Here is a 15165-nt window from a genome sequence, read left to right as displayed (position 1 = left end):
AGTGGACCATACATTTCGGCGGATCACGTCCTGCAGCATCTCCTTGTCGAGCGACAGGTCCGCCACCAGCTTCTTCAGCTTGCCGTTCTCCTCCTCGAGCTGCTTCAGCCGTCGCATCTCCGTCGGCAGCAGCCCGTCGTATTTCTTCTTCCAGTTGAAGTAGGTCGCCTGGCTGATCCCGGCCTTGCGGCAGATCTCCGCCACCGCAACCCCGTCACTGCCCCGTTTCAGGATGAACGCTTTCTGGGCGTCCGAAAACCTCGAGGCCTTCATCGTCCTTCGCTCCTCCCAGCCCGGGAATCGGTGCGAAAAACTCTAGCCAAAAATGGTCCAGTTTGCCGGCCTCAGATCAAGGCGGCAGCGCGCGGGGCGTTGATGCGCCACCAGTTCTCGTCCATCGAGATTGCGCGGCAGCCGGTCGAATCGCTATGCCCCGATAGAGTTGCCTTTTATCATCGAACGCGAGAGCGGGTATCAAGAAGCTCGTATGGTCGAGATGGTTAGATATCTCATGGTCATCGCCGCGTTTATGGCGTTGCCGAACGAGAAAGATTGGGGCTGCAGGACGATTGATCGCGAAGGAGCGACGGCAAATTGCGCTTGTTTTCAATTTTGAGGCATGCGGCCCAACCGAACTCGCGTAGCGTCGCTCGTCGGATCGAGCGAGCATGCCTCGACGCTGCAATTGCGTCTTTTGCCGGAGGTTCGCGTGAGTGACAGCAGCACCGGGCTCCAGTCAGTGGCCGCGCCCCTATCGGGTGGATACAAGCTTTATGACCATTTCTGGAACTGGCTTGAGGCGAAGCTTCCGCGCCGCCGCTCCCACGGTGCCGCGGTTGCTGCAGGCGATGTATATGACTTCCTTGCATGGGTCCGCGAGACCAACAGACACCCAATGGCCGACCGTATTTCGCAGTCGTCGCTAGACGCCGACTTGCAAGCCTATTCAGCTGACTATATAGGGCGCGATGTACCGTTGATGGACGGGTTTCGTGACCGCCCGCTGAACTTGCGAGATATGCTTCGCGACCTGCAATTTGAGAACTGGGCTCGTGGAAGGAACTTGATGTTTCAGGCCTTTGAGGGAGCCAGACCATCGTCATCGGGCAGCAGTAGCAGCCATACCACCAATAGCGGTAGCACCCATACCGTGTCGCGCGCCATGGAAAACTGCCCCCTCAGCGTCACGAGGAATTGCCCCCTCCTTAGATAGCTGAGGAGAGAGTGAATGAAGCGGGAACGAATCACTGAAGGCTCGCCGTGGAATGATCCACGGGGGCAGGTGATGAAGACGCCGGATGACGTGGCGGAGATGATGCGCCTGAGGGCGTGTGGGTGGGGTGTGAAGCGGATTGCGCGACAGCTGGGCTGCAGCCACCACACGGTGAAGGACTACTTGGCAGCGGGCGGGGTGAAGCCGTTCAAGTCGCCTGAGCGGCCGAAGCGTCTCGACGGCCTTGAGGGTTGGCTGCGCGAGAGGCTCATTCGGCATCGCGGCAATGCCGACGTGGTGCGGCAGGACCTGCTGGCCGAGAAAGGCGTGGCCGTCAGCCGGCGGACGCTGCAACGCGCCGTGCAGCCCTATCGCCAGGCGCTCAAGGCGGAGGCTCTGGCAACGACGCGGTTCGAGACGCCGCCCGGCCGACAGCTGCAGATCGACTTCGGCGAGCGCCTGGTTGAGATCGGCGTGGTGAAGTTCAAAGCATTCGTGTTCGTGGCGACGCTCGGGCATTCGCGACGGCTGCATGTCCGTGCGTTCCGGTCCGAGAGGCAGGAGCATTGGTGTGCCGGGCTCGAGAGCACATTCACGACCCTCGGCGGTGTGCCGGAGGAAGTGCTGATGGACAATCCACGGGCGCTCGTAGTGCACCACGACGCGGTGAGCCGATCGGTTCAGTTCAATGACAAGCTGATCGCGTTCGCAAAACATTGGGGCTTCCGTCCTCGCGCCTGCGCACCATATCGGGCGCGCACAAAAGGCAAGACCGAGAACGGCGTCGGCTACGTCAAGAAGAACGCAATCGCCGGTCATTCCTTCCCAAGCTGGGAAGCATTCGAGGCGCGTCTCGACGGGTGGGAGCGTGAGGTTGCGAACGTTCGTATCCACGGCACGACCGGAGAGGCGCCGATCATCCGCTTCGCGCGCGACGAGATACATCGGTTGAAGCCGCTCGGCGGGCAGCCGTCGTTCGGATCCCTGCGTGAACTGACCCGCGTCGTCGGCAACGATTGCGCCGTCGAGATCGACACGAACAGCTACTCGGTACCGTGGCGCCTGATTGGCGAGCGCGTGGCGGTAACGATCGCGGCCGGCGAAGTGCGGATCCGCCATGGATTGCACCAGGTAGCAGTGCACAAACAATCGGAGGGTCGCCGGCTGCGGATCATCGACGTTGCCCATCTCGATGGTGTTGCTGGTCGCAACGGCGCGGTCCGCCGGCCGGAGATTGCTGCGGCGACAGTACCGGGGTCGTCTCCACCGCCCTCGTTGTTGCGTCCTCTTGCCGAATACGAAGCCGTGATCGGAGGAAGCTTCTGATGGCACGGGCAAAGAAGGTAATTGAAGCAACAACCGATCCGCTCGATGCCATGCTGGCGCGATTGCAGCTCTCCGGCATCCGCGACCAGCTCGACAGCCTGTTCGATGAGGCGGCGCGCGCGAACCTGTCCGCACGCGAGACGCTGATCCTGTTGTGCGAGCGCGAGATCGCGCGCAAGGATCATCGCCGCATCGAGGATGGCGCTGAAGCTCGCACACTTCCCAGCCGTGAAGGAGCTTGCGGGCTTCGACTTCGAGGCGCAGCCGTCGATCGACCCAAAACAAATCCGCGACCTGGCCGCATCACGTTGGATAGCCAACGGAGAGAACGTGCTGCTGCTCGGCCCGCGAGGCGTAGGTAAGACGCACTTGTCGATCGCTCTTGGGCGAGAGGCGATCCTGGCCGGATACACCGTGCAGTTCACCACGGCGACGACGCTGGTCGCAGGCCTTGCCAAGGCGCACGGCGAGCGACGGCTGGACGAGAAACTCCTTGCGCTGTCGAAGCCAAAGCTGCTCATCGTCGACGAACTCGGCTACTTGCCGCTTGAACCTGACGCGGCGCATCTGTTCTTCCAACTGGTCAGCCGGCGCTACGAAACCGGCGCCATGCTGATCACGTCGAACCGCAGCGTTGCTGAATGGGGCACAGTGTTCGCCGATGCCGTGGTCGCCACCGCAATCCTCGACCGGCTCCTGCACCACAGCCACGTGCTCACGATCCGCGGCGACAGCTACCGGCTCCGCGCCAAGCGCAAGAGCGGCCTCATCAAGACGCCGACCGCCGGTGACGGCCCTCCGGTCGGCTCCGCCTCCCTCCGGCCCGTCACCGACGGAAACAACCTTCAACCGAGATCATAATCGCGATGGTGGGGGCAGTTCTTCATGACGCAAAGGGGGCAGTTCCGGATGACGTTTGACACATACCGCAGACAGTAGCGTCTCCAATCCGGGACCCGGCCCTTATGACGTGGACTTGCGCCTCTATGAGGCGTTTTGGAATTGGCTTACTGAGAAGCTCCCGAGCAGCCGCTCCCGCGGCGCCGATCATGCCGCAGACGATATGAGCGATTTCCTCAAGTGGATCCGCGAAACCAACAGACCCCCAATGGCCGATCGGATTGCGCTGCCGTCGCTGGATGCGGACATACAAGCCTATGTACGCGACTATATAGGGCGCGACGCACCCACGATTGGCGGATTTCGTAATCGTCTGCTGAATTTGCGAGATATGCTTCGGGATTTCCACCGCGCCCGCTTCAGAGCTGGGCACATGCGAGGGGGGCGATGTTTCAGGGCTTCGAAATTGGCGGGCCATCGTCAGCACCAGTGGCACCCACAATGCCTTCGGATGGACCGATGCTTGCAGCCGGCGCAGAGGCTAACTCGGCACACGGCGTGACTTCGGAGCTTATGCCCTCCCCGGTTGGAGCGGCGGCGTTGCCCCGGACCCGCTGATCGCCGAATTGCGAGAAAGCGGCATCCTTCCAGGATCGTTGCGGCCACAAAGTGTGCTGATCAACGGTATGCGCTATGCTGCGGTATTGCGGCCAGGCCGGGCACCCGTGACCCAAAATAATCCGCAAGGCGAAAATTTTATTCTCACTCCTGGACCCGTCAGGTCCCAATGACACTGTTCCACATCCACCGCGAGCGATACACAGCCGAATCAGGACCGGACGGCCGCATCCTTGTCATCCATCGACCCTAAGCCGGCTAAGGGAACCGCGCTCGCGACCAGAGGCATCAGCTAACCGCACCATCGATAGAACCAGCGCGGGCGGGCAAGACGCTGGACGAACTCACCGACGGTGTCGATCCGGTCGCGGCGGTTGAGGGCAAGGCCCGAAGCGAGCACCTGCCACTGCGCCGACGAAATAGTCGGCGGCGGCGGCGGTGTGAGATTTGCGTTAAGTGCCTCGTCGGCTGGCCGCTGGGCATATGGGTGGTTGCCGGTCAGGGTCAGATAGGCGACCACCGCGAGAGAATAGACATCGTCGCTTTCTGCCCGTGACTTGCCCATCAGCATCTCGGGCGACGCATAAGCCGGCGTCAATAGTCTAATGTCGTCAAGCAGAGCGGTGGCCCTGTCGCCTTGCGACGGAAGGTCGAGCATGAGGACTGTTCCAAAGTCCACAATTTTGATCTCGCCGGTCGAGGTCATAAAGATGTTTCCCGGTTTGAGGTCACCATGGACGATCCCTAGACTGTGCATGTGAACGAGGCCCTGCCCGGCGGCGCGTACGATCTGAAGGGACACGGAGGGCGAAAGCGGCCGTCCCTGACGATCCGCCAGGATCTGCGCCAGCGAGCGGCCCTTTAGGAACTCCATGACCAGGTAATGGTACTTGCCATCGTAGTCGGAATCGTAAATCCGCACCAAATTCCGGTGTACGCAATCGCGCAAAAGACGCGCCTCGCGGTGCAATAACTCGACTAATTTCTGGCGCATCTTCGCATGTGGTTGGATGACCTTCACTGCGACTTCTGGATTTTGTTCACGCGCCCACAGGCCGATCCGATCAATCGCTCGATAGACGGTGCTGGTGCCGCCCTCGCTAATAATCTCTGCCAGGTCGAAGCGGCCGCCGAGCACGGATCCCAAGAGAGCCTTACTCACAGCACAGCCTCAAGTAGGCATTCGACGATCGCATTCATGTCGCTCGTCGCATGTTGCGCAAAAGCGCAAGGAAGGCCCCTGCTCGTCGGAACGTCGATCGCCAATAATCCGTTGAGCTCATGTTGCCGTTACGATCTGATTGCGGCCTACCTGGGAACGTGTCGCGTAGCTTACTCGTCGCCTCCACGGGACGGCCTACCAGCGTTGCGGCCGCCCCACCCATAGCGCCAAGGTGCCGTCAGGGGCATGTGCCCTCTTCTTCCCGAAAAGCCAAGAAGAACTGTCACGGCGCTTCTATCATAGGTGATCCGGACATCGGAACGAACGAAGGACGCCCGAGCTGAACGGATTGCTTACACTTTCTGCCCGCAGTTCATAGGTCACGTCGGGCCGGTCAGGTCGACCGATCGTGATCGTGAAACGGTCGGCAGCGCCACGCGAGGTGGGCCGCGAAGCATCGATGAGACGGAACAGAGCCCAAGGCCCCGAGCGCTCAATTCTCTCCTCGGTTCCGTCCAGGGACACAAGGGCGACGGAAGCCATGCTTGCATCGGTTCGACTCGGCCATTCAAGGTCGTAGGCACGGGGCGCCTCGTGACGATAGGCGATCTCCTTGCCATCCATGACAAACGTCGCGCGCAGAAGTTTAGAGGCGAGATAGGCCGGTTTGATGCTGAACTTCACGGCCGGAGCGGAACCCGAGCCGCTGAAGAAAGACCTGCGAATCTCTCGCGCGCGTTGAAATTGAGTCAGGGCATCGGCATGGATCGGCGCCGCCGCACCGTCGATGGTTGCCAGCCCAAGGCCGGTTCTGACCTCGGTGACGAATGGCGACAGGTACTTCTGAAAAAAATCATCGAGAATGCCGCCGGGACGAAAGAGATCGCTGAAATCCTTTAAAGTCACGTCCTCGGTCGCGGTCGCAAACAATGGATAACGCTGGTAGATGCCAGCTTGGCAGATCGGCGCCACCTCCCGTGTCCAAACAGCATTGACATGACCGTGTGCCTGTCGAAGCAAGACGCTCCATGTCGAAAGCGCGATGTCGTTCATGATGGTACGGACCGGTTCGGGCCGTAGCGCCGAGTCAGCGCGCAAGGCGCCAAAGGCATCGTTGCTCGGATCCCTGACGCGCCGCTGAAAGAGCTGAAATGCAGCCTGGCCGGGATCGGGCGCGGTCGCGGTATTGGCCATCGTTGCATACAGGCCGCCGAAAAGATCGCGTATGTGATCTATGCTGGCCGCCTGTCCGGCTCCGCCTATGCCCAGTTGAACCACAGGCCGGAAGGCTTCGGTGATCCGTGTTCCCGGCCAGGGGGCGTCGCCGAATGCCGCCGAGAATACGGCGGCCGCGGCCTCCCCGGCCTTGACCGCAGTCTGTTCTCCGGGCGGCGGCAGGTTCGTATTGTCGCGTACGAGGGAAATGATCCGCTGCAGTGCGCTTTCCGGGCCGGCCAGTCCGCGCAGGACCGCCGAGGCACGCTGCATATCGTCGAATTTGACCACGCGGAAGCTGCTCAGCGCGCTTGTCCAAATGCGAATGTAATCGGCAACATAGCGATCGACGACCTTGCGCACGAGCTGTTGTGTGTCCGCCACATCGAACGAGCTGCCAGCAAGCACCCAGTCGCCGCTTTGCTCGTCCTGGACAATGAGTGGAAGGTGCGGCAGCAGGAAATCGATCAAACCATCCCTTGTGAAGATGCCCGGGATGATCGCGGTGCCGCCCGACGAAGGGAAATCCTGCCGACCAATGGTGGGGAAAATAGCCTGGGGCTTTATCTCCAGCTGGCCGGCTCCCAGCAGACTAACGAGGTCGATTGGCCGGAGCTGCGTGTTCTCAGCGGCTTCGCGCAAAAGTCGGGCGTAGACCTGCTCGACGAGCGGACGTTCCATCAGTCGCAAGCCTACCGCAATCACGAACTTCCGGTCGCTCGTGATGGGTCTCGGCAGCAACTCAATAAGACGTGAAAAATGCTCCTGCAGTTCGCCAGCTGATGTCGTCTCGAGCGCAAACGCAAGCGCCACTTCACTGCGCATAGTCTGTTCGATTTTGCCGCGATCGAAATGCCTCGGATCGCCCAGCATCAAATAGATGCGGAACATTTCCTTGGCCTGGTCCAGCAGAGTATCGTTGCCCGACTGCAATACCGTATTAATCCGAACGGCAAGCCTTCCAGCAAAAACCGGCAGCAGGCGGTCGACCAGAATCTGGTCATAAGTTCGTTGCGCGGCCGGCGCGAGCACCGGGGTGGCCGAAATCCCGAGGCCACGGAGCCATGCAACCCAAGTGTTCTCGCCAGCTGCCAGACGCAGCCGGCGCGCGGAATTGAGGACCGGCAGGAGCCTAGTCAGATCCAACGGCTCGCGTGGTTCGTTCAGGCGCGCTTGCACTGTCTGTGCGGCCATTTTGGTTTCAGCGATGCGTGCTTCGCTGCGAGCGAAGGCGCCGTACCACTGCGTCAGTGCGGCGACCGCCAGTATGACTGCCACGAGATAGCCACCACAGTGCACCATCGCGAGCTTGCGTTCGAGTTTGAGATTGCGGCCGACCAGTCCCTGCTCAGCGAAGATCACGTCGGTCAGCAACCTATTGATGAAGAATGTTTTTCCCGGCCCGATGGACGGCGTGGGTGGGCTTGCGTGCAGACCGAAATTCTTCCTGATCGCACCGCTCATCCTCTCGATCGGCACTCCTTCCTGGGCCGCGCTAGTCAAGTAGACCCCGCGCAGCATCGGTTGCACTTCAAATCGGCTCGGCCGGAAGACCTCGCTAACGAAGGCGCTGACCGCGGTCCCGATGCTCCACAATTCTTTCGGGAACATATACATCATTGCACGACGGTCATGATTACGTTCGTCATGCATGCGGAACGCCAAGTTGCCCTCGAGCCGCTCGGCAAGTTGCTGAATCTCGAGGGCTAAGGCGCCGTCGATCTGATCGCCTGGTCCCTCGAGAGGAAAGGTCCTGCCCCAGACCTGGGCACGACCATCATGGTCGAGATCGTCGAAATACTCGGTGAAGCCAACTACCAGATCGCATTTGGTTACCAGAACATAGACCGGAATACGCATACCAAAGGTTTTGGCGAGCTCCTGTATCCGCGAACGAATCGACTGGATCAGCCTGCGCCGGTTGTCATCGCCCGATAAGAGATCGCGCAGGCTGATCGCAACCAAGATCCCGTTGATCGGTCGCCGGCGCCGATGCACGGTAAGAAGCTCGAGAAAGCCATGCCAGGCCGCGCGATCGACCTCGGCATCCGTATCTTGTGTCGTATAACGGCTTGCCGTGTCGATAAACACTGCCTCTTCGGTAAACCACCAGTCGCAGTTTCGCGTGCCGCCGACACCGGCCACCGGATCGAGGCCGAGCCGTTCGGCCAACGGAAACTCGAGCCCCGAGTTGCGCAGGATCGTTGTCTTTCCGGCCCCCGGTGGTCCAATGATGATGTACCAGGGCAACTCGAACAGATAGCTCGGTCCGCGCTTGCCGGCGAACGCCGTATCGCGCAGGACCTTCAGCGCGTCCTCGAAGCGTCCACGGATGAGATCGATCTCCTCGTCGCCACGATTTTTGGAGGCCGTGACGAGGCCCTCGCTCGCCATCAATGACTTGATAACACGTCGGTTAGCACGACGCGCCAGCCAGTAACGGACAAGGATGGTGACGACGACCGTCAGGGAGAGGCAGCCGATTGTGGCCGCGCGAACCGTCATCGAAACCAGCGGATGCTGATCGAACAGGTCAAGGTGGGGGCCGCCGAACCAGATCAACGCGTCGACCAGCAACAAGGTGACCAGCGTGATGATGCCTCGAACCGAAAAGAGGGCCGCGAATCGACCGCCAAACACCTGCACCTCCCTTTTAGCGTGGTCCGGACTGGCCGATCATGACGAGCAGTTGCTTAACGGGCGCGAGTTCGTCCGATAGGCGCCAATGAAAGACACCGTAGCCGATCAGCCCAATGACGGCCGCAGCGGTGAAGATGATCCATAACGGCACGTAGCGACGCATCCGTGTACGTACTTTGGCGCCGCGCCATCGGATCGATAGTTCGGCCGGTCGTTCGCTCGTATAATCCCGCAACAGACGCCGAACGTCGGAACGCAGGTCTTCAAGCCGCTCGCGGCCTCCTTCCAGCACGCGATATTTGCCCTCAAAACCCATCAACAAGCAGATGTTAATGAGCTTGAGCAAGGCGAGGTATTTGGCCGGCTTTGCCTGCACGCGTTCGAGTATCTGGAAAACCCTCTCGCCACCCCACGTCTCGTTATGGAGCTGGTTGAGCAGGCTGTTGTCGCTCCAGGCGCTCTCACTGCCCCAGCGCGTGGTCATCACCGCTTCGTCCAGCAACGCGCATATCACGTAACGGGCGGCTGTGACATCACTGCCGCTCGCCTGATCGTTGGCCGCACGCACCTCGAAGCGATGGATTTCTTCGACCATCTCACGTCGCAGCACGCTGATATCGGCGTTGTTGACGACGCGAAGCTGCGCGACGACAAAAAGGATCGGCGTCGCGGCCGCGACCAAGGCGTCCTCCATTGCCTTTGGCTCGAAAAGGCGTTGCATGACCATCTCGACATGGTTCGCCGCCCACACCTCGTTGGAGTCAGATAGAGACGACGGCAGAGCGCCGGCTGGGAAGGCGATCTTCGGCGCAACGCACGCGGAGGATTGCCCGACTTGAGCGTTACGGGTCGGACCGACTGGCCTGCGACCGATGACTGTTGGTTCATCCATGTGGTTCGGGCCCGTCACGTATGTTGCCCACGGATGGCCCAGAACTCGAGATGGAGATCCGAGTAATCACCGCTGACGTGGAACGCAAAGGCCGCCGAGCGCGGCAGGATCGGCCACAGTTCCGCCGACTGGTCCAGCTCGAAATAGACGGCATTCTGGATGTAGGGCAACTCGCGCGGCGCCACGGCGAGCGCGTGAATCGGAACACCCGGGAGCTGAAGATTGACGAGATCGCGAATCTGCTCGACCGAGCCCACCTTCATCTGCGCCGGAAGCTGGTTGCGCAACGTCTCGCCCGGTACGCTTGCCACGGCGATGAGAACGAACTGAGAGTCCTGGAACAAGGTGCGGTCGGTGATCAGGCCAACTAGAATGCCATAGCCTCGGTCCTGCAACGGAAGCGATATTGCGGCGCTCTCGATCACAACAGCCAGCAGCCCACGCAGAATATGAGCCAACGGAGTGAAGCAGCTTTCGAGGTCCTCATGCCGATAGGAAGGCATCTCTTGCGACTTCCGTCGATCGCCAACGAAGCTCGATAGCTGTCCGGTAAGGCTGAGCAATGCTCGGAAGAGGGTTTCAGGATGATGCCCACGTGTTGCTGCGAAGTGGTCGAACACGGCTTCTGCGCCATTCACGATTGATAAAGTGACAAGATCAATCAGTCCGGCTCCGTCCGCCGTCGCGCGCGAGGGGTCCGCGCGCGCAGCAAGCGCCTCTGCGCGTGTCCGCAGCAGCGATCTGATCTCGTTCAGCAGCGCGATCAGCGACTTGGCTGCGCGGATGTCGATGGCAGGCGGAACGTAGATGTCGGATAACGCAATCGCGCGAGCCGGATCGATATCACGGATGCGACAGATAGGCAGCGCGATCAGATTACCCTGTTCCTCGCCGTCAAAGATGAGATGTGTTGATAGCGACGCAACCTTGATATCGACCGGAGCCTTTTCAGGCGAGGTCGCATTGCGGATCTGCAAGACCTCCTCATCGTGGCGGCGCGTTACTGTATCCCCGGAACAGACGTCGCCGCCGGCCTGCTGGCGCGTACCCACAGCGATCTTGACCAGCAGATTTTTCGCAGCCGGTGGAGGGATTCGTCCGGTCGGAAGGCGGACATGCTCCGGCGCATGAAGGGCCGTGCCGTCGGGCATAATGGCGTCAAGTTCGGTAAGTGCGACTTGGCCAAGCGCCAGAAGATCACGATCAAAGGCAATTCTTCGAATGCCCCAGCCGTAGCCGAGCAGACCAGCAACGCGGTTCTCGACTAGTTGTTCGACCCAGCGGTCATGTTGCTGAAAGTGCTGCGGCCGCACCAACATGCCTTCGGACCAGATCGGTTTGCTTGTCGCAGACACCAGTTCACTCGCCTCTTCGCTGACTTTCCAAAAGGTGCGTGTGCCTCGGCGGCTGCTAGTGGTCACGACGGTCCGGTCATAGGATTTTCCACCAGTTTCGGCTGGCTTCGTGCTCAATGCTCACAGCTTGAGCAGTCAATTTTACCGAGATTCTGTTGTCACGATCGGGCTTGATTTCGGCAGTTGAGCGCCACTGGGCATCGTTGCCCGCGCGGAAGCCCGCGATTACGCCGATATTTCGGGTCTCGATCGGCGTATCGCGCTCGAAGTCCATCTTATCGCCAGGCGCCAGCTCGACTTCGCGCTTGGCCACCAGATCCGGCCCAAGTCGTTTGGTGTCATCGTCGAACAGCTCGAAAAACTGCGCGTGGGTGAAGGTGGTCGTCGACTTCAGTTCATAAATGCGGACGACGATCGGCGACGGCTTGCCGCGCGCGTTCGAATTGACGAATTCGTCGGCCTCGATCACGAACTTTATCGGCGTCGTCTTGGCGGTCTTGTCGGTCGAACAATTGGTGGCTGCAAAGGCCAACAGCAACGCACCGCCAACCACGGACAACCGATGGGCTGTATTCGGCGGCGCCATTAGGCCGTCTTCCCTTCAATGCGGCCAGATACTGAGCGTTGCGTTTCGTAGCTTCGAGCAAACTCTTCTGCGACATAGGAGCGAGCGGTTCGATCAATGTCATTGACCATCGATGCGTGTAGTTCCACAAATCTGTCCCACAACGTTGCCTTATTGATGCGAGCGCCGAAAAGCCCACTGATTGCACCGTCGCTCTCGATACGCTGGGGGCTCATGTGTGTGAGCACATTGCTGACCGCGCCTCTCATTGCTGCCATTGCTGCGACCTCGTGGGCCTTGATGTCATCGAAGCCTGCGCGCACCGACCGGGAAAGCAACCGGAATCCGTGATCCTTTGCGAGCGCCTCGCTGAGGACGTGACCGCTGTTGGTGAACTGTAGGGCGTTGTCATTCCCGGCGCGTGTCTGCGTCGGCCTGATTTGGCACTCATCCTTGAGCACAGCCCACGCCGCCAATATCGAATGTAGCCCGTTCGTCATCTCGGCGACCGCATGGCCGAGTTCGGCAAAAAACTCTCGACGCTGTGCTGGCGGCACAAGATCCGGATTGAAACCGAGCGCATCCCAGAACGCCTGCAATTCGTCTGTGTCGGATGGAGGGCTCGCAGGCAACGGCGGAGCACCGCTCCTTGTCGCGCTTCTTGTCTCAGGAGCGCCGACCACGCGCGGCGCAGCGGTTTCCTTCAGTCTCAGCAGCAGCCGATCGAGCTCCCGCTCATCGGGCGGCGGCGTCCTTGATCCAGAATTCGGCAATTTCCCGAAGTGATTCGTCGGAGAAGAGGCGGTCGGCTTAGGCGCGATCCGGAGCGCTTCGTTCGACTCATTGAGGGGCGCTTTTGTTCGCTGTGATGACACCGACGCCATGCAGCACGAGACCGGTCCCGGCAATAGATCGCCAAGATCGAGATCCTCAGGGATGATTGGCGCAGGATGGCCATTCGACATTACACTCCTGCCAGCGGAGAAGGCAGAGGGCAGCGGTTGGGATGGCTCGCCAAATGGCGTGTCGACCGATGACAACAGAATTGATCCGACATGTCCCGATTGCGCGTGCGACGATAACCTCTGGGTCGTGGTAGCGCTCGATGGTCGCCGAGGAAGATCCGCCAGTGTCGGATCCACAGCCTCGATGTCGCTGCTGAGCGGCTTGTCCCCGGGCAAGGATGGCGGATGAGGTGCCTGCGGCTCGCATTGTGCCGCTGAATGGAAGATCTGGCGCGGGTCGGCCATTCTTGAGGGTTCGGGCCGAAGATGCGCATCGCTTACCGACGGTCCGGCAGTCGGAACGGCGGCAGTCGCGGACTTTTGGGTGAATGCAGGAGACGGCAACGTCGGCGTTGTACGGCCGACACGCACCGCCTTCGACCCCGTCAAGCTTAGCCGTTGACGTTCCTCGACAGCATCATCCTCGATCATGACCGAGAGGATGTAATGCGCCAAGTATAGCGTATCGCCATCAGCTAACGGTGTGGTATTGCCGCGTCCAAGCGGGGCATCCACCGTGTTGATGTACACACCATTGGTGCTTGTATCGGTGATCGTGAAACCGATGCCATTGAATGCGATCAACGCGTGGTGTCCTGACAGCGTGTTGGTTGGATCTGGAAGCCGCCAGTAGCAACCGCGCCCGCGACCGATGGAGCCCCCTTCCGGTCCAAACGTCTGCCTTGCGTTGCGGCCCAAGGGCTCGGCCTTCTCCCCAAGGACTCCGAGCGTGAGATGCATCTCGTACCTTCAGGCGTGCTCGCCGGCACACGTGGTCATCCGAGCGTCCCATCGGAATTGCCGTGGCGGCAGCATTGCGTTCGACTGACCAGCAGTGTTGCTGGGCCGATCGATTGTCTCATGCGCTGGTTGCGCAAGGCGAAAAGGAAGGTCTCTTCGTGCGCTCAGCTGCATCGGAGGCCGCGCGCGGCGTTCTCTCTCAGAAACAAGGCATGCGAACGCAAGCAAAGAAGCGGTAGTCTTACGCATCTACGTGCACTCCGCCAATTAATCGTGCCGATTTCGGTAGCAACGGTCGTGCCAATGGCGCCTCCAGTCTAAGCGACTGATTGGACATAAGAGTCTCTGGCCCGGCGAATGACGCCGCTGTTCTCAAACTGACAGAGGCTCGTGCAGCCGTCAGACACCGGACAAGGTGCCGCCCTCAAGCAACGTTTTTGACTACAACCAGTGGCAGCTTGTCGAGCCAATGTGGCGTCGACTTGGGACCCCGGAGATGCGTCGCCGCTTGCGGCAGGCAGTGTATTCGACGACACGGCAGTGCTTACGTCTTGAAACGAGCGGGCAGAAGTCCGTTATCCCCGGCAAATTATTACGGACGCGATGCCGCACCGAATTCTACCCGGAACTCGCATATTGGAGTTCGATATTGACGGCATCGACATAGGAGACGTTTTTGCCGCGGGCAGATTTAGTTTGTTCCAAAAAAGAATGCAGGTGCGCCCTCGGCGGCGGCTTCTGGCCTTACATGTCGCCGATCGGATACGAAAGCAGGAGGAGGTGTCTTCGCTCGGGCATTCGCAGTCGGAAGGCCTTGCGGTCCAGAGGAGGGTCACAGCCAGTCGCGATTCTTGACGAAAAGGTCGTCGAACAAGAGACTATAGAAGTTGATCACTCCATGCGCTGGGTAAGACGGATCATTGTAGCACAACATGTCTTCTATCAGACCAATCAACACTATTATATGCCCGTCCCATGGTGCTTCGTTCCCGGAGATTGACGGCAGACGCAGCGCAGCCCAGATTGGCCCGCGTGCGATCAACGTTTCTGCAATAGAATCACGCGCAAATCCGTCATCTGGCTCCTCGAGCCTCTCTAATCCTTCGGTGCGCGCCAACCAGTCAAACTGGTAGCTGTTGATGCCTATGTCGGCCCGCCAAACGGAAGGTAGACCCAGCCGAGGCCCTGGGCGAAAGTAGTACGACACCATACAAGCGCAAGCATACCAGCAATTGATGTTCCCATGCGGTCGTACATTGCCGGCATAGTCTCGTCGCATGTTTAATTGGCCGTCATAGCCATGTTGTTGGCCGACAAGCGGGACATCCAGCTTTACGTTTAGCACCCTACGCTCCCCCAAATTTACCAGCGAGTTGGGCAAAGAGCGTGCCGAACGGCATTAGCGGCAACCGCCGGTGGCCATGCCTACTTATATACTTGGTATACTTGGCGAGAATGAGATGGTTCTCATCGGCCCGGCCGGCGCGCACCGGCTCGTGGGTCGGATCGATGCGCATGATCTTCGCGACCTCGTGCCAGTCCGCGCTCTCTGCATCCACATCCAAGGGGCGGATGCAGGTGATGGCGTGCTAGG

The 15165-nt window shown here is 60.1% G+C and carries 9 protein-coding genes and 1 pseudogene; 2 read left to right on the top strand and 8 right to left on the bottom strand.

Translation table 11 applies throughout. From position 1 onward, the window contains the following. The coding region (locus ALC15_RS39790; protein WP_050631985.1) for a transposase at nucleotides 1–273 on the bottom strand (273 nt) is incomplete at its 3' end. A gap of 955 nt (nucleotides 274–1228) precedes the next feature. Here ALC15_RS39790 and istA point away from each other — a divergent pair. Together istA and istB are read left to right on the top strand one after the other, a co-directional pair. Further along, nucleotides 1229–2539: an IS21 family transposase gene (istA, locus tag ALC15_RS39780; protein WP_050631983.1), complete on the top strand. Its 1311-nt coding sequence runs from the start codon at nucleotides 1229–1231 to the stop codon at nucleotides 2537–2539. After that, nucleotides 2539–3400: pseudogene (gene istB / locus ALC15_RS39775) on the top strand (IS21-like element helper ATPase IstB). Before istA ends, istB begins: the two are co-directional and overlap by 1 nt. 889 nt (nucleotides 3401–4289) lie before the next feature. Here istB and ALC15_RS39770 read toward each other — a convergent pair. From ALC15_RS39770 to ALC15_RS48075, 7 genes are all read right to left on the bottom strand, one after another. Next, nucleotides 4290–5135 (bottom strand): serine/threonine-protein kinase, encoded by an 846-nt coding sequence (locus ALC15_RS39770; protein WP_244486476.1) that lies wholly within the window; start codon nucleotides 5133–5135, stop codon nucleotides 4290–4292. Between the two features lie 321 nt (nucleotides 5136–5456). Continuing rightward, entirely contained in the window at nucleotides 5457–9014 is a 3558-nt protein-coding gene (gene tssM / locus ALC15_RS39765) for a type VI secretion system membrane subunit TssM (protein ID WP_157860994.1), read from the bottom strand. 13 nt (nucleotides 9015–9027) lie between these two features. Further along, nucleotides 9028–9906: a type IVB secretion system protein IcmH/DotU gene (gene icmH, locus ALC15_RS39760; RefSeq protein WP_128089737.1), complete on the bottom strand. Its 879-nt coding sequence runs from the start codon at nucleotides 9904–9906 to the stop codon at nucleotides 9028–9030. 14 nt (nucleotides 9907–9920) lie between these two features. Continuing rightward, nucleotides 9921–11261 (bottom strand): type VI secretion system baseplate subunit TssK, encoded by a 1341-nt coding sequence (gene tssK, locus ALC15_RS39755; RefSeq protein ID WP_128089736.1) that lies wholly within the window; start codon nucleotides 11259–11261, stop codon nucleotides 9921–9923. 76 nt (nucleotides 11262–11337) lie between these two features. Next, nucleotides 11338–11847 (bottom strand): type VI secretion system lipoprotein TssJ, encoded by a 510-nt coding sequence (gene tssJ / locus ALC15_RS39745; RefSeq protein WP_050631977.1) that lies wholly within the window; start codon nucleotides 11845–11847, stop codon nucleotides 11338–11340. Then, nucleotides 11847–13571 (bottom strand): type VI secretion system-associated FHA domain protein TagH, encoded by a 1725-nt coding sequence (gene tagH, locus ALC15_RS42775; RefSeq protein WP_094194417.1) that lies wholly within the window; start codon nucleotides 13569–13571, stop codon nucleotides 11847–11849. Before tagH ends, tssJ begins: the two co-directional genes overlap by 1 nt. Before the next feature lie 832 nt (nucleotides 13572–14403). Continuing rightward, nucleotides 14404–14850, bottom strand: a complete 447-nt coding sequence (locus ALC15_RS48075; protein WP_430649228.1) for a papain-like cysteine protease family protein — start codon at nucleotides 14848–14850, stop codon at nucleotides 14404–14406. Nucleotides 14851–15165: the final 315 nt, after the last annotated feature.

This window comes from Bradyrhizobium viridifuturi, assembly GCF_001238275.1.
Taxonomy (GTDB): Bacteria; Pseudomonadota; Alphaproteobacteria; order Rhizobiales; family Xanthobacteraceae; genus Bradyrhizobium; species Bradyrhizobium viridifuturi.
This window is presented reverse-complemented; position numbering and strand designations above follow the sequence as displayed.

Coding starts and splice junctions, on each gene's coding strand:
- istA (WP_050631983.1), top strand. CDS start 1,229: ATGAAGCGGGAACGAATCACTGAAGGCTCGCCGTGGAATGATCCACGG.
- ALC15_RS48075 (WP_430649228.1), bottom strand. CDS start 14,850: ATGCGACGAGACTATGCCGGCAATGTACGACCGCATGGGAACATCAAT.
- tagH (WP_094194417.1), bottom strand. CDS start 13,571: ATGCATCTCACGCTCGGAGTCCTTGGGGAGAAGGCCGAGCCCTTGGGC.
- tssJ (WP_050631977.1), bottom strand. CDS start 11,847: ATGGCGCCGCCGAATACAGCCCATCGGTTGTCCGTGGTTGGCGGTGCG.
- icmH (WP_128089737.1), bottom strand. CDS start 9,906: ATGGATGAACCAACAGTCATCGGTCGCAGGCCAGTCGGTCCGACCCGT.